At 51.4% G+C, this 19,334-nt stretch carries 18 protein-coding genes; 6 read left to right on the top strand and 12 right to left on the bottom strand.

Translation table 11 applies throughout. The features are described 5' to 3' along the window. Positions 1-6 precede the first annotated feature (6 nt). The 6 genes from STSP2_RS16050 to STSP2_RS16075 all read right to left on the bottom strand — a co-directional run bounded on the left by STSP2_RS16050 (position 7) and on the right by STSP2_RS16075 (position 3,712). Positions 7-189: a hypothetical protein gene (locus STSP2_RS16050; RefSeq protein WP_146663731.1), complete on the bottom strand. Its 183-nt coding sequence runs from the start codon at positions 187-189 to the stop codon at positions 7-9. Positions 190-257: 68 nt separating this feature from the next. Further along, positions 258-1,100: a LysM peptidoglycan-binding domain-containing protein gene (locus tag STSP2_RS16055; RefSeq protein ID WP_146663732.1), complete on the bottom strand. Its 843-nt coding sequence runs from the start codon at positions 1,098-1,100 to the stop codon at positions 258-260. A gap of 19 nt (positions 1,101-1,119) precedes the next feature. Continuing rightward, complete coding sequence (rsmH, locus tag STSP2_RS16060; protein WP_205847929.1) at positions 1,120-2,031, bottom strand: 16S rRNA (cytosine(1402)-N(4))-methyltransferase RsmH; 912 nt, start codon at positions 2,029-2,031, stop codon at positions 1,120-1,122. 26 nt (positions 2,032-2,057) lie between these two features. Then, positions 2,058-2,261 (bottom strand): hypothetical protein, encoded by a 204-nt coding sequence (locus STSP2_RS16065; RefSeq protein ID WP_146663733.1) that lies wholly within the window; start codon positions 2,259-2,261, stop codon positions 2,058-2,060. Between the two features lie 11 nt (positions 2,262-2,272). Beyond that, positions 2,273-2,752 carry a division/cell wall cluster transcriptional repressor MraZ gene (locus STSP2_RS16070; protein WP_146663734.1) on the bottom strand — a complete coding sequence of 160 codons (480 nt, stop codon included), beginning with the start codon at positions 2,750-2,752 and terminating at the stop codon, positions 2,273-2,275. A gap of 234 nt (positions 2,753-2,986) precedes the next feature. Beyond that, positions 2,987-3,712 (bottom strand): M48 family metallopeptidase, encoded by a 726-nt coding sequence (locus tag STSP2_RS16075; RefSeq protein ID WP_146663735.1) that lies wholly within the window; start codon positions 3,710-3,712, stop codon positions 2,987-2,989. 235 nt (positions 3,713-3,947) lie between these two features. On the opposite strand from STSP2_RS16075, the gene STSP2_RS17420 reads away from it, so the two are divergent. From STSP2_RS17420 to STSP2_RS16100, 6 genes are all read left to right on the top strand, one after another. Further along, a complete protein-coding gene (locus STSP2_RS17420) occupies positions 3,948-4,115 on the top strand; it encodes a hypothetical protein (protein ID WP_169853286.1) in 168 nt (55 codons plus the stop codon). 392 nt (positions 4,116-4,507) lie between these two features. Continuing rightward, positions 4,508-5,395 (top strand): UDP-2,3-diacylglucosamine diphosphatase, encoded by an 888-nt coding sequence (locus tag STSP2_RS16080; RefSeq protein ID WP_146663736.1) that lies wholly within the window; start codon positions 4,508-4,510, stop codon positions 5,393-5,395. A 44-nt stretch (positions 5,396-5,439) separates the two neighbouring features. Then, positions 5,440-6,084 (top strand): CDP-alcohol phosphatidyltransferase family protein, encoded by a 645-nt coding sequence (locus STSP2_RS16085; RefSeq protein WP_146663737.1) that lies wholly within the window; start codon positions 5,440-5,442, stop codon positions 6,082-6,084. A 158-nt stretch (positions 6,085-6,242) separates the two neighbouring features. Continuing rightward, positions 6,243-8,285, top strand: coding sequence for a heavy metal translocating P-type ATPase (locus tag STSP2_RS16090; protein WP_146663738.1), 2,043 nt, complete (start codon positions 6,243-6,245; stop codon positions 8,283-8,285). Between the two features lie 29 nt (positions 8,286-8,314). Further along, a complete protein-coding gene (locus STSP2_RS16095) occupies positions 8,315-9,472 on the top strand; it encodes a baeRF3 domain-containing protein (protein ID WP_146663739.1) in 1,158 nt (385 codons plus the stop codon). Between the two features lie 18 nt (positions 9,473-9,490). Further along, positions 9,491-10,663 (top strand): site-2 protease family protein, encoded by a 1,173-nt coding sequence (locus STSP2_RS16100; RefSeq protein WP_146663740.1) that lies wholly within the window; start codon positions 9,491-9,493, stop codon positions 10,661-10,663. 55 nt (positions 10,664-10,718) lie between these two features. Here the strand turns inward: STSP2_RS16100 and STSP2_RS16105 are convergent, their stop codons facing one another. From STSP2_RS16105 to STSP2_RS16130, 6 genes are read right to left on the bottom strand one after another with little or no spacing between them, the layout of a single operon-like run. After that, positions 10,719-11,561: a TrkA C-terminal domain-containing protein gene (locus tag STSP2_RS16105; RefSeq protein ID WP_146663741.1), complete on the bottom strand. Its 843-nt coding sequence runs from the start codon at positions 11,559-11,561 to the stop codon at positions 10,719-10,721. Between the two features lie 10 nt (positions 11,562-11,571). Beyond that, a complete protein-coding gene (locus tag STSP2_RS16110; RefSeq protein ID WP_418202199.1) occupies positions 11,572-14,037 on the bottom strand; it encodes a phosphoketolase family protein in 2,466 nt (821 codons plus the stop codon). A gap of 29 nt (positions 14,038-14,066) precedes the next feature. After that, positions 14,067-15,350 carry a transaldolase family protein gene (locus STSP2_RS16115; RefSeq protein WP_169853287.1) on the bottom strand — a complete coding sequence of 428 codons (1,284 nt, stop codon included), beginning with the start codon at positions 15,348-15,350 and terminating at the stop codon, positions 14,067-14,069. 26 nt (positions 15,351-15,376) lie between these two features. Continuing rightward, on the bottom strand, positions 15,377-16,159 hold the full coding sequence (locus STSP2_RS16120) for an Fpg/Nei family DNA glycosylase (RefSeq protein ID WP_146663743.1): 783 nt from the start codon (positions 16,157-16,159) through the stop codon (positions 15,377-15,379). Positions 16,160-16,189: 30 nt separating this feature from the next. Beyond that, a complete protein-coding gene (polX, locus tag STSP2_RS16125) occupies positions 16,190-17,914 on the bottom strand; it encodes a DNA polymerase/3'-5' exonuclease PolX (RefSeq protein ID WP_146663744.1) in 1,725 nt (574 codons plus the stop codon). Positions 17,915-17,927: 13 nt separating this feature from the next. Beyond that, positions 17,928-19,328: a dihydrolipoyl dehydrogenase family protein gene (locus tag STSP2_RS16130; RefSeq protein ID WP_146663745.1), complete on the bottom strand. Its 1,401-nt coding sequence runs from the start codon at positions 19,326-19,328 to the stop codon at positions 17,928-17,930. Between the last annotated feature and the right edge of the window lie 6 nt (positions 19,329-19,334).

Raw genomic sequence — 19,334 nt, forward strand, 5'->3', positions numbered from 1 at the left:
TTGGTATTACTGTGCCTGATCATCTTCTAACTGCTTTTCGATACGGTCGGATATCGTGGTCGGACTGATGATGCTCTCAAGTTCAAGCTGTTTCTGCCACAACTGCTGTTTGAGCCTTTGCTGACGCACATACTCCTGACGGTGCAGATAGAAAGTTCTGCTGGAAGCGGAGCGCAGCCAAGCAGTCACTATCAGCACCAGAGTTGCAAAAAATACGATGAGTACAAGTCTTGGACGGGACATGCTCGCTCAATATCTTATTTCGGCGGCAGAGTCAGGCGCATGCCTTCCTCAATGTCGCCCGGATCAGAAAGCTTGTCCTTGTTCAGCTCTACGATCTGGCGATACTTGTGGCCACTGCCGAGATACTTGGCTGCAATATTCCAGAGGGTGTCTTTCGGCTGTACAACATATACGCGGTTCTGCCTGGGGGGTTCGGGGCGGCTTTCGTTCCGCCCAGCCTTTTTCCAGGCATCCGGAATGCTCGCGATCTTCTCAAAAAGACCCATTTTCTGTGCATCTTTGACGTTTTTGGGAGCTCTCTGGGTCACCGAAAGCGCCGGGATCAGCAACTTCTGGCCTGATTTGATCTTGTCCGGTGAAGGCAGTGTCTGCTTGTTGGCCTCGTATATCCGCTTGACGTTCTCGTGCTTATTGCCCTTTTCGGGTCCGTAAAACTTCTTTGCTATCTCAGCGAGGTTATCACCAGGCCGAACCACATAGTAACCCCCTGCACTTGAACCGGTCTGAGAGGTAGTCGTCGGAGTACCCGTCGGGATGCGCCGTGATATCGAACCGCCAGGATTGCTCGCCGAAGGAGGATTGTCGCTGAATCTGGGATCGATCTCACTTGCCTCGGCTATGCTGACCTGCCGCGGAGCGAGCTCCTCGGTGGGGTCCGGCCCTAGTACCTGCTGACCTGCCTGCCTCGCCTGCTCACCGATCACCAGTGTGGTCGTGTGCGAATTGCTTATAGCGGTGCTGACCGGTTGCTCCGCCTCGTTGGATCCTAGAAGATCTGGAAGTCCGTTGATCAGGAAAGCGATAATGACTACAAACACAAGCCCCAGCAGTAAGCCCACCTTTGCATCTGATGTCATATTGGAACTCCTTTCCCGATTATAATCTCTCAGCTATCCTTAGCTTCGCACTTCGCGACCTGGGATTGTCTCGTATCTCGGCCCTGTCTGCTGTCAGCGGTTTTTTGTTTACTATCCTGTATACGCCCTGGTCCGCTTTGGCCTTGAAGTCGTTTTTGACGATCCGATCTTCAAGGCTGTGGAAACTTATTATGGCGATTTTTCCATGTTTTTTCAATACTTTTGGTGCGTTATTAAGCAGTTTTTCCAGGTTTCCGAGCTCGTCATTAACTGCTATCCGCAAGGCCTGGAACGTCCTGGTCGCAGGATGTATCTTAAACCTCCTGCCTCTCGGCGGCTGATTCAATGCCTTACAGATAATCGCCGCCAACTGTCCTGTCGTACTGATGGGCCCTGCCTTGCGTCGTTCCACGATAAAACGTGCTATCCGCCGCGATGCCCTCTCTTCGCCGTACCTGTAAATTATATCGGCAAGATCCTTCTCATCTGTCCTGTTTACAATATCAGCAGCGGTTGTGGGCAGCCGATCGTCCAGCCGCATATCCAGTCGGGCGTTCTCCTGAAAGCTCATGCCCCTGTCCGGATCCATCAACTGGGCGGAGCAGAAACCAAGGTCGGCCAGGATGAAATCAGCCCCCTCGACGCCCTGCTCGGCGAGAATTTCTTCGATCTGCGCGAAATTCTCACGTATCAGTACGACCCTGCACTCAAGGTCACTCAGTTCCAACTGGGCCCTGGTGAGGCTTTTTTCATCCACATCCAGTCCAATAATTGTCCCTCCAGGGCTCATTTTACTACCGAACAGCGAACTGTGACCTCCATGTCCCAATGTCGCATCGACCATTACCCCGTCCGTGGGGACTGTGATCTGTTCGGCCAGAATACCTGCCAGCACCGGAATGTGCTCTGTTGATCTTTCCTTGTCGCTCACACCGGTCCTTAAAACTTAAAACTGGTTCAGCTCAGTGCGACCGCGTTTTCAGCCAGTCTTTGCACGTCAGACGAAAATTCGACATCCGCGAACAGATTGCAGCGTTTCTTGAGCCGCTCGAGTCTTTCGGCAAGGACCGACACAGAAGCCTGGACAGCCTCGTCGTTGTTTCGTGCGTTAGAAATCGCGTCCCTTACAATTTCCAGTTCATTGCTCTTCGCTGCAATCATAATCTTTCTCCCTAAAGATCCAGTTCGCGGCTCTCGTTCTGCAATACAGATTTGCGTGCCTGCATCATCTGCTGCTGGTACTGGGCGAGATTGTCCGCAAGATACTGCTCCCAATCTTCGGTGTTCCATACCTCGATGTGGTCCCTCGCGCCAACCAGCGTAATGCTGTCGCTCAGCCGAGCCCTTCTTCTTATTTTGTCTCCGAGAAGCAATCGTCCCTGCCGATCCAACTCTACCTTGCTGGCCAGGGCGAAGCTTAGCCTTTCAAATGCTACCGCTTCGTCCGGGGCAGCCGTCCCTGGCGCACCGGCAAGGGCGATCTTCTTAAAACACTTTTCCGGATAGAGGCAAAGAATCCCATTCGCCCCCAGAACCAGATAAAAATCACTGCCGTATTCTTCGGAATCGATCTGGCTGCGCAACTTGTTCGTGACAAAAAGCCTTCCTTTGCCGTCGACCGTGTGCTCGTATTCGCCTGTTAACATTAGCATGGTTTTTGTCCCACCAGCGTTATTCCTTATGGGATACTTTACCACTTTGCCCCACACAGTCAATCACTAAAACCACTTTTTTGCAAAATAGTCGACGATTCAGAGACCTGAAAAAGTGCTATCAGCGCGCAGCAAGTCCACCATACACAAGATGTTGCGAGGATTACTGGCTGGAAAATAATATCTGGTGCAGCAGGCGTGGGAGGCAATCCCACAATCCCCCACAGAAAATTGTTACTTTTTCTGGGAGATTACCCTTTTTACGACCGCGATCCGCTCTCTTGCGGGCGGATGCGTGGAGAAATATACACTCAACCCATTGCCCTCTTTGCCCAGCTTCGCCAGTCGGCCCAGCAGTTTTTCGGGCGCTGAACGGTCGAATTTGCCTGCCAGTATGAGCTTGGCGCCTATCTGGTCGGCCTCATGCTCATTGTCCTGCGAGTATGCGCTTTCGAGAAACTTCACCCCCACCTGCTGGATCCAGCCCTTGGCAGCAATGCCGCCCGGCGCAGCACGCGAGATGGTCTTGATGGCGGAATGACTCAGCAACCGTTCCATGGAGTGTCCCTTTATGACATGGCCCATCTCGTGCCCCATGACAAATGCCAGTTCGGACTCGTCGGAATCGCATAGTTTCACGAGCGAATCCGTCACAAAAATAAAGCCGCCGGGCAGTGCAAATGCATTGGGTTTTGGATCGCTTATTAAATAAAACGAGAATCTGCGTTCCTGATTTCTTAGGCTTTTTCGCAGCTTTTCGCCTATTTCTTCCAGCTTTTGGGTGGTTTTGTCGTCGTTTACCTGCTTTACCGACCCCAGTGCCTGGGCCGCAAGATCCTTACCCACGTCATATTCAGCGGCAATCGCCTCGGCCTGCGTACCCGCGATGTTCTGCCAGACCCACTTGCCCTTGCGGACCTTAGGGCCCAGTTTTTTGCCTAAACTGTAGAACAGACTCACTGATCACCTCAGAATTAACTACTTTTACCGCTTCCAACTATAACAGAGTCAGCCCGAAGATTAAAGTGGTATATGGCTCACATCCGGTCTGATACTGATAAAACTACGGAATTCAGGCCCGAGCAGTTCTGTAATCCCCTATCTTGAGACGAGGTTCTGCCCCGATTGACACATTCGACTAAAACTGCGATATTATCGGCGTAAAACGAAAGAAGGGAAAAGGGAGAAAACTGAAATGAAGGACAACTCAAAACATTACCGGGGAGCGGCGAGCGGAAGAGAAAGGTCGAGCAATAAGAACAAACACGACAGAATTTTAGCGGACGCCGTCGAAACTGCTATGCAACTGATGGAAGGGCTGAAAAGCAGCAGTTATGACACCGCAAATACGCAGGGCAAGTAATACGACGACAATAAACAGTATCATCGACCACGACAGCGGTAGTATTAGAACATGCCCGGCGCTGAAACGTACATTAGATAGGCAGCGGCTCTGAAAAATAGCTATTACAGCTATGAGGTTTAAAAAGGGTACGCCTAAGTAAGATTTACAATTTAGAAGTTAGTCTGGAAAAGACACAAGAGGCAGTACCAAAAAAGCTGAAATAAAGGAAAGAGCCGCAAAGGCAAGGGAGGAACATTGATTCGTCTCTTGCCTTTTATTTTGTCGTCAAACTATTGAAAAACCTCTGAAAACTGTCTACCCGCCGCGAAATTTGAGAAACACATTGATTTTTTGAGCCTTTTCATGTGCAATAGTTATGTGCAATCTTAATAGTACATCGAGGTGAGGCAATGAGTGATAACAGCAGAGATATTTTCGTCATAAGTGATCTTCACATGGGGGACGGCGGGCCGCGGGATAACCTTGCGACCGAGGGTAAAGAGTCACAGATAGACCGTTTCCTGGATCATGTCGCAGCCGAAGACGGAGAGCTGATCATACTGGGTGATCTGTTCGATTTCTGGCAGGCACACGTGGGCAACGTTCTCGCACTTCGAAAGAACTATCTGGACCGCTTTGCGGAAATGGGTGCTACATATGTCACCGGCAACCATGACGCGGACCTGGAGGCACTGATCGGCACTGATTTTCTCAAGCATCCCTTTTTTGAGAGAATGGTCGGACCTTTTGAACGCACCATCGGAGGGCGAAAGTTCAAGTTCATTCACGGCCATGAGGTAGAGCCTTTCAGCAGCTACGATACGCCGGGGTGGGGCCGGATATTCGCCATACTGGTGGGCATCATGGAGGACAAGAAGGGATCTCCTCTGCTGTCCGCGGGCGGCCTTGGCGAGAGATCCATGCTTGGGTTGAGCAGGGTTTTCATGGGGCTTTGGAACCTCTTCGTGAACAGCTTTGAGAAGACAAAAAAGCGTAAAAAGACTCATCCGCACCATGTCGAAGATGAACTGACACCGGCTCAAAGGCCTGAACATACCAAAAAAATTGTATCGCTTTTCCGCAAGCATCTCGAAGAGAACGGCTATGATGCGATCATTGCAGGTCATACCCACCGGGTAGGCAGCCTGGGCGATTGGTACTTCAACAGCGGCTGCTGGGTCGGCATGCGGGAGAATTTCCTGAAAATATCGCCGGAGGGTGAGGTTGTCGTCTATGACTGGACCGATGACGGGCCGGTGGCACGTAAAGGCAATAACCAGGAGAGCGTGGTCCAATAGTCAGCAGGTGCACATAACAGTCCAATAAGATCAAAAGGGATATCATGCAACTGACAATTGCCAACAAGATAACGATAGTTCGAATACTGCTGATCGCTCCGTATGTGATCTCCCTTCTCAAGATGAACCAGTATGAGAACGGCCAGTTGCTGCGATATACCGCTTTCGCGATCTTTCTGCTGATGTGCATAAGCGATGTGGTAGACGGCTATATGGCACGTGTCAAAAAACAGGTCACACGGCTCGGCTCTTTCCTCGATCCGATGGCTGATAAGCTGCTGATGATGAGTTCGAGCATTCTGCTCGCTACGCCCGCGACAGCGGTTGAAGGTTTTGTGCTTCCAACGGAAGTGGCGGTCCTGATCATTGGAAAGGATCTGCTGCTGCTTCTTGGTTTTCTGGTTCTGTATATGATGATAGGCAGGGTCCATGTCGTGCCGGGAGTTGTGGGTAAATTCGCGGCGTTTCTGCAGCTTGTGATGGTGGCGAGTATTCTGATCGGGCCTGAAATGTCCAAAGCGATCGGGGTCTGGCCGATCATTGTCAGCTCAATGTGGTGGACCGCTGCAGCGCTGGCGATACTGGCAACGATGATCTATCTCAACTACGGCAAAAAGGTCATCGAGTCGGAGGCGTACAGTGATGACGAAGCAGCCAGCGACCGGACCGATGAAAACGGGAAACAATAACCGCACCACAATTAAACCTGCTTCACTTTACCCTGACATCTAAAACAAGGATTTTCCTGCGCCTCTCTCAGCATTCATCCGATTGCGTAAATCCGACACCCATGTAAAGATAAGGTCATAATCGCAACGGATTTTAGCATTAATGCATTGAGGAGCAAATGCAGGATAAACAGAACGCGAACGAAAAACATAATAAGCACCAGGAACACGAGAAACACGAAAATCACGGCGATCACCATGAACACATGATGCAGGAGTTTAAGGTAAAGTTCTGGGTATCGCTGGTACTGACAGTACCCGTGCTGGTGTTCTCGGACATGATCCAGTCATTTCTGCAGTTGGAGGAGAAAATTGAGTTTACGGGTGAGCAGTATATTCAGCTAGTACTCGCGACCGTGATATATTTCTATGGCGGCTTGCCGTTTCTAAAAGGCCTTTACAAAGAGCTGAAGAAGAAACAACCGGGAATGATGACCCTGATCGGAATGGCCATAACCGTCGCTTATGTCTACAGTGCGGCCGTGACAGTCGGTTTGCCGGGCAAAGTGTTCTACTGGGAGCTTGCTACGCTGATAGATGTGATGCTGCTTGGTCACTGGATCGAAATGCGGTCCGTAAAGAGTGCTTCCGGTGCGGTTGAATCGCTCGTGAAACTGCTGCCCTCAGAGGCACACCGACTAAAGGATGACGGCTCTACGGAAGATGTGCCTGTCAGTGAGTTGAATAAAGAGGACATCGTCCTGATAAAGCCGGGCGAGAAGGTGCCCACCGACGGCATCATTACGGAGGGCCACACATCTGTTAACGAATCCATGCTGACAGGAGAGAGCACGCCTGTCGAAAAGAAGGAAGAAGACGAAGTGATAGGCGGATCCGTCAATGGTGAATCGGCTATCAAGATCCAGGTCGAAAAAACCGGCGAAGAGACATATCTTTCTCAGATCGTGGAGATGGTAAAGCAGTCTCAAAGCTCGCATTCAAAGACCCAACGGCTGGCTGACCGTGCGGCCTTCTGGCTGACGGTTATAGCAATTTCGGTGGCAGTCGTGACGTTCGCGGGATGGCTGATCGGAGGTGCGGATTTTGTTTTCGCGATGGGTCGGGCAGTGACGGTGATGGTTATTACGTGTCCGCACGCACTTGGTCTTGCTATACCGCTGGTGGTAGCGGTGACGACCACACTTGGGGCGAACAACGGTTTGCTCATACGCCAGCGTACCGCGTTCGAGGAGGCACGCAAGATAGATGCGATAGTTTTCGATAAGACGGGCACACTTACGGAAGGCTCTTTCGGCGTGGACAGGATCATAACGCTGGACGAGAACACGAATGAGAATACTGTACTGCAGATGGCGGCCAGCGTGGAGAGCCAGTCGGAGCATCCGATCGCACGTGGTATCGTTGAGATGGGCGATGAGAAAGACATCAGCATTAAAGAAATTCAGAAATTCGAGGCGATTTCCGGCAAAGGCGCACAGGCCGAGGTTGAGGGTAAGAAGGTGCTGGTGGTAAGCCCCGGTTACCTGGAAGAGAACAGTATCAGCACGGACAATGCCGCGGTGAACGAGGCACGGGAAAGAGGCAAGACCGTAGTTTATGTGCTTGCCGGTGACAAGCCGATCGGAGCGATCTCACTTTCCGACCGGGTTCGGCCTGAAAGCAAAAAGGCGATAGCGGCACTCAAGGAACAAGGCGTGAAGACGATGATGATCACCGGTGACGCAGAAGCGGTAGCTAAAAGTGTGGCCGAGGAGATAGGGCTGGACGATTATTTTGCGGAAGTGCTGCCGGACAGAAAACGCGAAAAAATAAAACAGCTTCAAGATGAAGGAATGATCGTAGCAATGGTAGGCGACGGCATAAATGATGCGCCGGCGCTGGCACAAGCCGATGTTGGGATAGCGATCGGTGCGGGAACTGATGTTGCGATGGAATCCGCAGATATAGTTCTGGTCAGATCCGATCCCAGGGATGTGCTGGCTGTTTTGAATATCTCGAAAGCGAGTTATCGCAAGATGATACAGAATCTGTGGTGGGCAGCAGGATACAATATTGTAGCGATTCCGCTAGCAGCGGGCGTGCTCGCGTGGGCGGGCATTTTGCTGCACCCGGCGGTTGGCGCACTGATCATGTCGGTATCGACAGTAATTGTTGCGATCAACGCCGGGTTAATGAAGAAGATGCAAGTCCGAATTCAGTAGTTAAGTAAGTATTAGGAAAGGGGTACACCATGAATCTCACTAATAAAGACATTAGAAAGCTCATCCAATTTGAGGGGACACCCTGCGTCTCGATCTATCTTCCTACACATATATCCAGCCCCGATACGATGGAGGGCCCTATCAGACTTAAGAATCTGTTTGCTGAGACCAAACGCAGGCTGGAAGAGATATCGCCCGATCTGCTCGAGAAAATGAGTAAAGAACTGGGCAGGATAAACGATATGCTGAATGACATTCCGTTCTGGCAGTTCCAGAATCACGGGCTGGCGATTTTCATGGCGCCATCGTTTTTTGAATACTATCAGACACCGATTAGTTTTGAAGAATTTTGTTATGTCGGTGAGTCTTTCAATGTCAAACCGCTGGCTGAACTGCTGAGTGAGCAGACATCCGCTTACGTTCTTGCTGTGAACCGCAGGGAAGTTCATCTGTATGAGGTGGCAGGCGAGAAGATTTCCGAAAAGCAACTGCGGAACACGATGAAGAGCATCCAAGAACTGACGCGCTATGACGACAGTGAGAAACAATTACAGCATCACAGCATGCCCAAAGGCAAGGCTGCCGGTACGGGCACTATGTTTCATGGCCAGGGAACCGGCAGCGATAACAAGGAAGAGAAAAAACGCGCCGGCGAGTTCGTCAAGAAAGTGGTCGAAGGTGTGGAACGTGAGCTGCATGCCGACAACACGCCCGTTGTGCTTGTTGCGGACAGTTATGTTGCTCATCTGATCTATGAATCAAATCCCGAATTCAATCTGCAGATGGAACACGTTGACGAGAATCCTCATTACATAAGTGCAGCGGACATCCACAAAAAGGCGAAGCCGATACTGGATAAACTTGCGAATGCTCGGCTCTCCAATGTCGTCGCGCTGTACAAGAATCTGACCTCGTCGCAAAAAGCAACCGACGATCCGGCGCAGGTCATCAAGGCTGCTTACCAGGGCAGGATCGATACTCTGCTGGTGGATACAAATGAGTATGTATGGGGCAATTTTGATGCCGACAAGCAGGAGGCCGTTCTGGACGAGCATAGGCAATCCCACGACCAGGATCTCGCAAACAGTTCCGTAATGCACACACTGATGCACGACGGAAAGGTTTATGCGGTATCGAAAAGTGAGATCGAACATGAAGCTCCAATGGCAGCTATCTTACGATATTAACACCGGAAAGGATGATAAATGTTTGGCAGAAAGATTAGACTGTTTACTCTGATGGGGTTCAAGGTTGGAATAGACCTGACGTGGTTTATTCTGGCTATACTTATAACATGGTCCCTTGCTGAGGGTCTGTTCCCGTATCTGTACGAGGACCTGTCCACACGGGCATACTGGTGGATGGGGGTAGCAGGAGCGCTGGGACTGTTTGTTTCTATAGTGTTCCACGAATTCTGTCATTCGATCGTCGCCAGACGCTACGGACTGCCGATGAAAGGGATTACGCTGTTCATATTCGGCGGGGTGGCGGAAATGGATGAGGAGCCTCCGAGCCCGAAGGCGGAGTTTATGATGGCTATATTCGGGCCGATTTCCAGTATATTTCTGGGAGTGGTTCTGGTGGGAATTGCGTTTGTGGGTGAAAGCCTAAACTGGATACTGCCGGTGACCGGAGTGATCGAATATCTGGCGTGGCTGAATTTCATACTCGCTATATTCAATCTGATCCCGGCATTCCCGCTGGATGGCGGCCGGGTTCTGCGGTCGATACTTTGGCACTATAAGCATGATCTGCGCAAAGCGACCAAGACCGCGGCGAATTTCGGCTCCGCATTTGGCACGGTACTCATCATCCTCGGCGTTATAGTGTTTATCGGCGGGAATTTCATTGGCGGTATATGGTACTTTCTGATCGGAATGTTTATCAAGAACGCATCGCGGATGTCTTATCAGCATGTGCTCGTGAGAAAGACGCTGAGCGGGGAGCCGATAAGCAGGTTCATGAATACTGAGCCGGTCACTGTGCCCGCGGATGATACGGTACAGGATGTGATCGAGAAGTACTTTTATAAGTATCATTACAAGATGTTTCCCGTAATGAGAGGCGAAGATTTGGTCGGCTGTATTACCAGCAGGAAGATCAAGGAGCTGAGCAGTAAGGATAGACAGACAAGCAAAGTGGGCGACCTTGCGATAAGCTGTTCCGAGGAGAATACCATCGGGCCGGAAACGGATTCGATGGATGCACTGTCGCTGATGAACAAGACGGGCAACAGTCGGCTGCTTGTCGTTGAGGATGACAGGTTGAAAGGTATATTGACTTTGAAGGATCTGCTGGAATTTCTCGCTTTGAAGGTCGACCTGGAAGAGGATGAAAACTTGAAGATCACGCCAGAATCGGCTGGGATAAAGAAGTAGACAAGTATTGAATTTTAAAGGAGCCGACGGACGACGTGTCCGCCGGCTTTTTTTATCACTGCATATTTGCAGATTGATCGTCTTTCTGTTCGTCCAGTTCTTTTTGGGCCTGGACGGCTTTTTTTGACTTTGCTTCCTGCTGATCCTGTTCCTGTTTTTTACGGTTCTGTGTATTGACCGCTTCTTCATGGGCCGCATCACCACTGGGGCTGGATGGGCGGGTGTCGAGCTCCCTGAGGTTGTCTGATCGGCCGTACAGGATAAGCGTGTCACCCTCATATATCTCGGTGTCCGGGTAAGGCACACCGACATACGTGCCGTCCGCTCTGAGGATACCAAGTATCGTTACACCTTCATTGCGCAGTCTGCAGTCCTTGAGCTGCTTGCCGACAAGCCAGTCATCGGATTTCATCTTCAGCTCGTTCACGCTGTAATCGCCGCTTAGTCTGAGCAGGCTGGCGTAGTCGCGTGTGTCGAGGTCCGTCCATTTTGTGAGTAATTTCTGGATGGCAATTTCCAGGTACTTATCCATGAGCTTGCTGACGGCAAGGAGCCAGAGCACCGCTACGCCGCCGAGGATCCAGAAGAGAAGCAAAAGGCGACGGCCTTCTGCTTCCGGACCGGAGAACGACAGGATCAGCGAAATGATGATCGTGACGAAGCCTGCACTGCGAACGACCATCAGGAGCATTATAATCTGTCGGCGGACGGGGTGGTTGACGACTTGCTCTGCTTCACTGGTGGTGAACCCCGTGCCGGTGAAGGCTGAACGAGCCTGAAACCGGGCGGCCTGCTGGGAAAGGCCGGTCATTGTGAGCGCAACCGTCGCGACCCGGGTTATCACGAGTGATAACCCAAGGGCCGTGAGGAACGCTATAACGCCTATAACTCCAAACATGCTTTAATGCTTAAACTGAGACATGTTCATGACTGATGTATCGCAGACACTCGGGATCGCCGTTGCCGAAGACAGCTTCGCGTTCTTCGTTTTCGAGAAACTCGTCGACATTTTTGCCTAGCAGATCAGCGACATTGACCAGCACGTGAGCCCAGGTACAGCGATTCGCAAACATCATGCCGAAGACGTCCAGTGTGCCGCCGCGATTCATATAGCCCATGAATCGGGTTTGATCTGTACCGGTATCAAACGGACGAAGCACGCCTGCAACGGGCTCAGGCCTGCAATGACTGATGAACACTCTCTTGCTGACCTCGGCCGGGAAGAGCTTGTCGCGGATGGCCTGTGATGTCATCGCTTGCTCTTCGAAACTGTCGCGCGGCTGGCGGAATTTGGCAGGTTCCATGATGTAGTTAATGTTGTGACCTATGCCGATCTTGTCCAGTCTTTCGGATGCCTGCAGGATCGCTTCGAGCTGATAGGAGCCGATAGCAGTGAGATTAACCTGCGGCTTTGCGTCCATTCTCAGGCACACGCCGCCCTGCTCGGCAAGGTCCGACGCAGTGTCATGCGCAAAGACATCAAGTACGGGCCGTTTGGGCGTAACCAGAGTCCAAATCTGGCCGGTGGTTTGATAGGCCCTCTGTATTGCAGCGACGGCAGAATTGGAATCAGCGGGGAAAAGCACACGCGAGACGTCGGCCATTTCGTTCATGAGCGCTTCGCAGAATGTCGGATCCTGGTGCGAGACCTCATTCTTGCCGTTCTCCCAGGCGTGAGAGGTCGGGAAGATCGCAACGCTGAGCCATTTCGGCGGCCTGCCGACCTCGTTCTGGTGTCTGGCGAAGATCAGCTCCTGACGTACCGCGCCGAGCATCTTCACCGCGAAAGCTTCGTAGCTGGCGACGAGGTTAATCCCGCCGCGATTGGCAAGAGCGCTGCAAACTACGGCTTCTTCGTTCAGCGCGGTGACCACCTTTCCATCAATCGCCTCGGCTGCACCTGGTTCCGGGTCGGTCACACGGTGCTTGAGGAAATCCAGCGTCTTATCCATACGGTTGCTGCGCATTTCGTCCGGGTTGCCCACGCGGGGTCTGAGGTGCGGATTGTCCTTGACCAGTTCACAGAAATATGCGTCGACAGCACGCATCGGCGAAGACATCTTGCCCGGCTCGAGCTCGTGCCACTGAGCGGCGGGCAGAGAAGGCAGCTCGACTTCGCGTGTGATTATAGAATGATCCTTCTCCTGTACTCGGTCGCTCTTGCTGTGGTTGTTCAGCAGCTCAACGGCAGTGTTAAGTTCCTCCTCGGGCACCCAAAGCTCTCTGACCGCAGAGTTGAAGTTTTGCTGTGCCTGCGGATCGCCTCTCATCTTCGAACCGAGGGGCAGGTTGTGAGCAGCGTTGGTGCCTGCATTGGGCAGGCCGAAACCTTTTGGCACATCAGCTATTGTGTAGGGCAGCGGAACAGGATATTTTTCGGTGCCTGCTTCGACTGCCTTTTTGTGACCGATGAGGCGTTCTTCCATTTCCCAGATCGCCCATGCGTATGCAGCAGGATCACAGCCGTCGATGTCGATCGGCTCGAAACCGTAGAGTTCTAGGTGTTCGCGGAACCATTCCGTTCCGCCGGCCATCGTGACCGTCGTTCGCTGGTCGATGCGTCTGCCGTTGGATATCATTATCGGCGCGACCAGGCCGTTGTCTTCGCCGCGCCACCAGCGAGGAGCCCAGTCTCCGCCCTTCTGCTCTTCGAATGCTCCATCGCTGAGAAAGGTTACCAGACGATCACCTGGCTGAGTCATGTGAGGATAGTAAAGTTCTGCAAACCCGAGGTAACCGCCTTCGATCATGCCGCCGGCCGTATTTGCGTTGACATGGCTGCCGACCGGTGATTCCGGGTATCCGTCGGGCCTGACTTTCTGCAGGTAGAAATCGCGAACAAAACGCGAAAGCCCCTGATCGGTAAAGTTGTACCGCTCAAGGTAGGGCTCGGTCAGGTTGCCCACGATCAGGTTGCAGGAGTCAATTGCAGAAACACAGTGCCCCTGCCCCATGAGCCAGGATCTTGTGATTCCGGTCAGGCTGTTTACCGCGAGATAGCCGGCGTATGCTATGGCCATGTTCAAGGATCCGCCGGTATGGCCTTCAGGCTCTTCCTTGAAGTCTTCCTCGGTCAGGTCCCTGCCTTCCAGGTAGACGTTGCGTGCGTAGGTCATATGCGCCACCAGCCACATGGCAGTACTCGCGACCCTGTCGGCAGCGTGTAAATAGTTGTATACATCTTCGGGTTTGTCGACCAGGCCCTTCATTGCGAGCTGATCCGCCATCTTGTGTACACGGGTCTGGGTTATATCCTCGTGCCTGATCACGCCGTAACCGGCCGCCCATTTTGCAAATGCCTTGCTGCTCTGGCGGCATAGACGGGCGCGGTCCTTGATGCGCTGCATTTTATCTAACTTTTTGTCCATGATCATATCGTAAACCTTTCCTGTTGGTTGTTATTTTATTTATGCTCATCAATAATTTTGAAAACGTGCTCGTCCATTTCGTCCTGGTCGGCCTTGAAGCTGGACAGGCCCGCCAGATTCATCAAGCTGTCCAACCCAATACTGCCGCTGGTAAGAGCTTCCTGCCAGTTGCCAAGTTTCGGAATTTTGCCCTCTTCGTAACTCGTCTGCTTTTGACTCTCATCCCATTCGACGAAGACGTCGCCACAGCCGTGCTCACTGAAGAAACCGACCAGGTCCTCGGGTGTAAAACTGTCGACGTTTTCGTTGTCCAGATCATCCATACACGCTACGATCTTTTCGTCGACTCTCCAAAGTGTATCGAAGCCTAGCTTTTCCTGGTCCGCGTCGGCCTTGATACCCGGGGCATACTCATGGGCTCTTCTGTCCTGTATCTCATCGATACCGATTTCCATTTCGGCAAACTGCTTAGCTGCTTTGGGCGGCATCGTTATCACGTCAACACCAGCAAGGTCCACGATCTGCTGTCCACTGCGAACGCTTGCGGCTATCTGCTGGCTCACCGTCTTGCCGTGCTGCCTTAGTCGGGCGACTGCGGCCTGGGATGCAAGCGTGGCCTTTTCGCCCACGTACTCGCCTGTACCGAGTCCGTTCTTTTCAGTAAAGCTGTTGAGCCTGCCGAGAAAGACATTGAGATATGCCGGGTTAGCAAGCCTTGCGGTGACATAATTCTGCCTTGCGGAAAAACCGAGCGTGAGATTGATCGGAACATTTTCTTTGGACAATCTGCGGCTGGCCAGAACGCCTGCCGGGGTAAACGGGATCTTGACATAAACCCGCTCAGGGCAGATCGCATAGTAGCGGCGAGCGTATCCGAGAGAACCTTCAAGATCGTATGCAAGGTCGGTATGCTCTTCGAGAGATACGAAGGCATCGAACTTTTCTATCAGCTTCAAGCCGTGGATCGCATTGAGGATAAAAGCGAGTTCGAGCTTGAACTCCTGTTCACCTTCACAGCCTTCCTGCTTGAGCAGCTTAAAGGCCTCCGGAATGAGATCGTCATACACACCCGACTGGATCTCGCGATTGAGCAGAGTATTATTCACTGTCAGTGCTGAGAATTCCCGCGTCCAGTTTTCCAGGGTCGCTTCTATGTTCCCCGTATCGAGCCAGAGAGCGGTCCCTATTTCCCGCAGTCTGTTCCATTTTGGGTCCGGCCTGAACTGCGATGACAACCTGTCGAAATTTGGTGAAAAGTCTCGTAGAACGAATGCCTGAATAGTTTTGATGAAATCCGTCTTATGTTTTGTTATAGACATGCTAGCCTCCTTTTTTCTAATCAGTCTCATTCAGATTGACATTTGGGACAGAAGTATGTGCTTCTGTTGTTTACTTTTATCATTTTTATTTTCCCATCACATCGCGGGCACTTTTTACCTGCTCTTCGATGGGGCAGCAGATAGGTATTCGGCATTTTAGATGGGTCCGCATCGGCCTCTATCGAACGATTCAGCACCTTGATCATGTTCTTATAAAGTTTGCTGCAAGCCTTGTCATCCAGGTCGGATGTTTTGAGCTTTGGATGCATTTTGCTGTTGAAGAGTATTTCGTCGGAATAGATGTTGCCGATACCCGCTATGGTCTGCTGGTTCATCAGAAAAGACTTCAGACCAGCAGTTTTGCTGTTGAGCAGTTCGCAGAATTGCTTTTCGCTGATGTCCAGTGCGTCCGGGCCCAGAGATTCTTTTTCAATGAAGGTGTCGCTGCTCTCTGTAAGTCCGACCTTACCAAGCATTCGTCTGCAAACGTAATCCAGTTCATGTCCGTTCTCGAAATTGAACTGGACGCGAGTATACTTCACCGGGCCGTTATCAGATTGCTCGTAGCTGAGCTGGCCGGTCATGCCGAAATGGAAGTAGAGAGTGGCAGAGCCGCTTTTGACGAACAGGTTCTTGCCATGTCGCCTGGTATTTTCAAATTCGTTGCCCTTGACAGCTTTTGAAAGCTTTGACTGACTGACACCTTCAAGAATGCGTTTGTCATGAACTTTTACGCCGGTCATTTTATGATGCAGAGACGTCGAGTCAAGGTAACGTTTGAATGTTTCTACATCGGGCAGTTCGGGCATTTGAGCACCTCATTGTTTCGGATATGCAGATCATTTCTTTTTCAGCATTGAATGGAGCTGTTTGAGTGTATGGGTGTTTAGTACGTCTTTCTTCTCGAGCCAGCCCCGGCGTGCCTGGCTTACACCGAACCTGATATAGTCCAGATGATTGACCTGATGGGAATCGGTCGATATCACAACCTTGACGCCCATGTCTTTGGCCATTTTGCAGTTTATGTCCGTCAGATCCAGGCGGTCGGGATGGCTGTTAACTTCAAGGAAACAGCCGTTATCTTTTGCAGCCTTGACGATCTTCTCCATATCGAGCTGCAGGGGTTCTCGTTCATTGATGAGTCTTCCGGAGGGGTGACCCAGAATATTGAAATGTTTGTTCTTCATAGCCTTGATCACCCGCTCGGTCTGTTCTGAGCGAGAAAGATCGAAATAAGAATGGATCGAACAAACTACGATGTCCAGCTTTTCAAGCGTTTCATCCGGCAGATCCAGCGAACCGTCTTTGAGAATGTCGACCTCGGTCCCTTTTAGAATTGTGAAGTCTTTGAGCTTCTTGTTGAGCTTGTCAATCTCTGCTATTTGCCGTTCGACGTCTTCAGGCTTTAAACCGTGGGCGACTGTCACTCTCTTGGAATGATCCGTCATGGCCATATAATCGTATCCCAGATCCTTTGCAGCCTTGGCCATTTCTTCGATCGTGTTGTGACCGTCGGTGTATTTGGAATGGCAATGCAGGTCGCCCCTGATATCATCCTGCTGAAGGATATCAGGCAGTTTATCTTTCTGAGCCGCTTCGATCTCACCCCGGTCCTCCCGCAGTTCGGGCGGCACATATGCCATCCCCAGCCTATCATATATTTCTTCCTCGGTCTTGCCGGCCAGACGATCGTCACCCTTGAATATGCCGTATTCGTTGACCTTCCACTTTTTCCGGATGGCTATCTTACGAAGTGCAATATTGTGTTCTTTGGAGCCTGTGAAATACACCATCGCAGCACCGAAGCTGACCTGAGGCATGACCCTAAGATCCACCTGTATACCGGATCGCAACAGCACGGATGACTTTGTCTCGCCCTCCGCGACCACCTTCTCCACATCCTCATAGTCAGAGAAATACTTCATGACATCAGTGCCTTTTTTACAGGTGGCCAGGATGTCTATATCTCTTACTGTCTCCTTGCGTCTTCGATAGCTGCCGGCAACGTCAAGCGATTTAATGTCGTCATTTTTCCGCAGATATTCCAGCAGTGGTTCTGCAATGCGGTCCGCTTTGTCGAGCCGTATTCTTCCACGCTTCTGCTGTTTTACCCTCTGAATGCCCTCCAGTATCGACTCCTCAGTTTTCTTACCGAAACCCTCGAGGTCGCGGATCTTTCCGTCTTTAGCCGCCTTTTCGAGATCGTCCAGACTTTCAACGCCCAGCTCCTTATACATAGTCGCCACACGTTTGGGACCTAGCCCCCCAACATCCAGCAATCGGCTCAGGTCCTCCGGCACCTCCTTTTTGAGGTCCTCCAGCATAGGCAGTGAGCCCGTGCCCAGTATCTGCTCGATCTTGCCTGCCAGATCTTTGCCTATGCCGGGCAGATCCGACAGATCTTTGCCGGACGAAATATACCCGCCTACGTCCTCGCTCAAGCTGCTGACGGTTCTGGCGGCGTTGCGGTAAGCTCTGACACGAAATGTGTTTGCCCCCTGTATCTCAAGAAGGTCCGCCAGTTCGGTCAGCACATCTGCTATATCATCATTGTTGATAGGCACTGTGTGTACGCCTCTACATGCAAAGGTTTATTGTGTGATTCTTACGGACTTTACGATCGGTGTAATTCTCCGCCATCTCCGAGAATATCTCCTGAAAGCTTGGGTGAGCATGTATAGTATTGAATATAGTGCTCAATTTGATATTGTTTTTGATAGAGAGAACCGCTTCATGGATCATATCTACGGCATGATCACCCCACCAATAGGCTTCAACCAACTGGCCGGTTTCCTTGACTATCCGCAAAACAACTTTACCCTGCGCATAACCGTAAATCTTAGCTGTCCCGCTCTCAGTATATGGGTACTTCATCAAGGCAAGATCAGCAGGATCAAATTCGATATCACGATTCTTAACGATCGCAACCTGCGGATTCGTATAGATTCCTATCGGCACGATGTTCCGCTCGTCAGTCAGCGACCCGCCTGCCGCATTGTCACCCGCCACACGGCCCATCCTTTCAGCGAGATGGGCGTACTGCATATGCTCAGCAACATCGCCGGCAGCATAAATATGATCGATGTTTGTTCGGCAGCACTCATCGACTGCTATTATACCTTCGCGGGTGTCAACGCCGGCATTTTCGAGCCCGATGTTTTCTATATTCGCGGCCCTTCCCACCGATACAAGCACATGGCTGACTTGTATCTCTCTGCCGTTCACATCTACGCTGAGTCCATCGGAAGTTTCCTTAATGCCACAAACCTGGGTATCCAGAAGTATTTCGCAACCGCTGCCGCTCAGGGAAGATGTTATGAAACCGCTTATCTCGGAATTATCCATGGTTGGGACAAGTTTGTCGGCCATTTCTACGAGGTGGGTTCTGATACCAAGCTGCGAATAGGCAGTTGCAAATTCGCAACCGATGACGCCGCCTCCAATGATCAATATGCTCTCCGGCAGATCAGCGGCTTGGAGAGCGTCGTCGGAGACCATGATTCTTTTATTTTGCCAGGGAGCGAAGCCGGGCCTGATCGGGTGCGAACCGGTCGCGATCACTATCGAATCAGCCCTTATCTCATGAGTTCCATCATGCGCATCGATCGACAACGAATGCCTACCCGTCAAACGGGCGGAGCCGCGATAAATTGTTATATCATCCCTTGAAGCCATCCCGGATTCGGTCTTTTCACGCAGTTCCAGGACAAGGTCATGCACCCTTTTCATGAATGCGCGTCCATCGATCGATCCGCTTACTTCAACACCCGGCACAACACTATGTAAATTTTTCATCGACCAATATTGATTGGAAGCATAGAGCATTGCCTTAGCGGGCATACAGCCGAGATTCAGGCACACTCCGCCGAAATGAGAATCCTGTATGATACACGCATTCGCTCCTCGGCGGGCAGCCTGCTTAACCGCTGCGCTGCCGGCACTTCCTCCGCCAATTACTGCCACATCAAAGCTCTGCATAAATAT

The organism is Anaerohalosphaera lusitana (assembly GCF_002007645.1).
GTDB lineage: Bacteria > Planctomycetota > Phycisphaerae > Sedimentisphaerales > Anaerohalosphaeraceae > Anaerohalosphaera > Anaerohalosphaera lusitana.

Bases quoted from the DNA above. Each gene is read 5' to 3' on its own strand.
- STSP2_RS16055 (WP_146663732.1), bottom strand. From the start codon at position 1,100: ATGACATCAGATGCAAAGGTGGGCTTACTGCTGGGGCTTGTGTTTGTA.
- STSP2_RS16065 (WP_146663733.1), bottom strand. From the start codon at position 2,261: ATGATTGCAGCGAAGAGCAATGAACTGGAAATTGTAAGGGACGCGATT.
- STSP2_RS16070 (WP_146663734.1), bottom strand. From the start codon at position 2,752: ATGCTAATGTTAACAGGCGAATACGAGCACACGGTCGACGGCAAAGGA.
- STSP2_RS17420 (WP_169853286.1), top strand. From the start codon at position 3,948: ATGAAGGACAACTCAAAACATTACCGGGGAGCGGCGAGCGGAAGAGAA.
- STSP2_RS16080 (WP_146663736.1), top strand. From the start codon at position 4,508: ATGAGTGATAACAGCAGAGATATTTTCGTCATAAGTGATCTTCACATG.
- STSP2_RS16085 (WP_146663737.1), top strand. From the start codon at position 5,440: ATGCAACTGACAATTGCCAACAAGATAACGATAGTTCGAATACTGCTG.
- STSP2_RS16090 (WP_146663738.1), top strand. From the start codon at position 6,243: ATGCAGGATAAACAGAACGCGAACGAAAAACATAATAAGCACCAGGAA.
- STSP2_RS16095 (WP_146663739.1), top strand. From the start codon at position 8,315: ATGAATCTCACTAATAAAGACATTAGAAAGCTCATCCAATTTGAGGGG.
- STSP2_RS16100 (WP_146663740.1), top strand. From the start codon at position 9,491: ATGTTTGGCAGAAAGATTAGACTGTTTACTCTGATGGGGTTCAAGGTT.
- STSP2_RS16105 (WP_146663741.1), bottom strand. From the start codon at position 11,561: ATGTTTGGAGTTATAGGCGTTATAGCGTTCCTCACGGCCCTTGGGTTA.
- STSP2_RS16110 (WP_418202199.1), bottom strand. From the start codon at position 14,037: ATGATCATGGACAAAAAGTTAGATAAAATGCAGCGCATCAAGGACCGC.
- STSP2_RS16115 (WP_169853287.1), bottom strand. From the start codon at position 15,350: ATGTCTATAACAAAACATAAGACGGATTTCATCAAAACTATTCAGGCA.
- STSP2_RS16120 (WP_146663743.1), bottom strand. From the start codon at position 16,159: ATGCCCGAACTGCCCGATGTAGAAACATTCAAACGTTACCTTGACTCG.
- STSP2_RS16130 (WP_146663745.1), bottom strand. From the start codon at position 19,328: ATGCAGAGCTTTGATGTGGCAGTAATTGGCGGAGGAAGTGCCGGCAGC.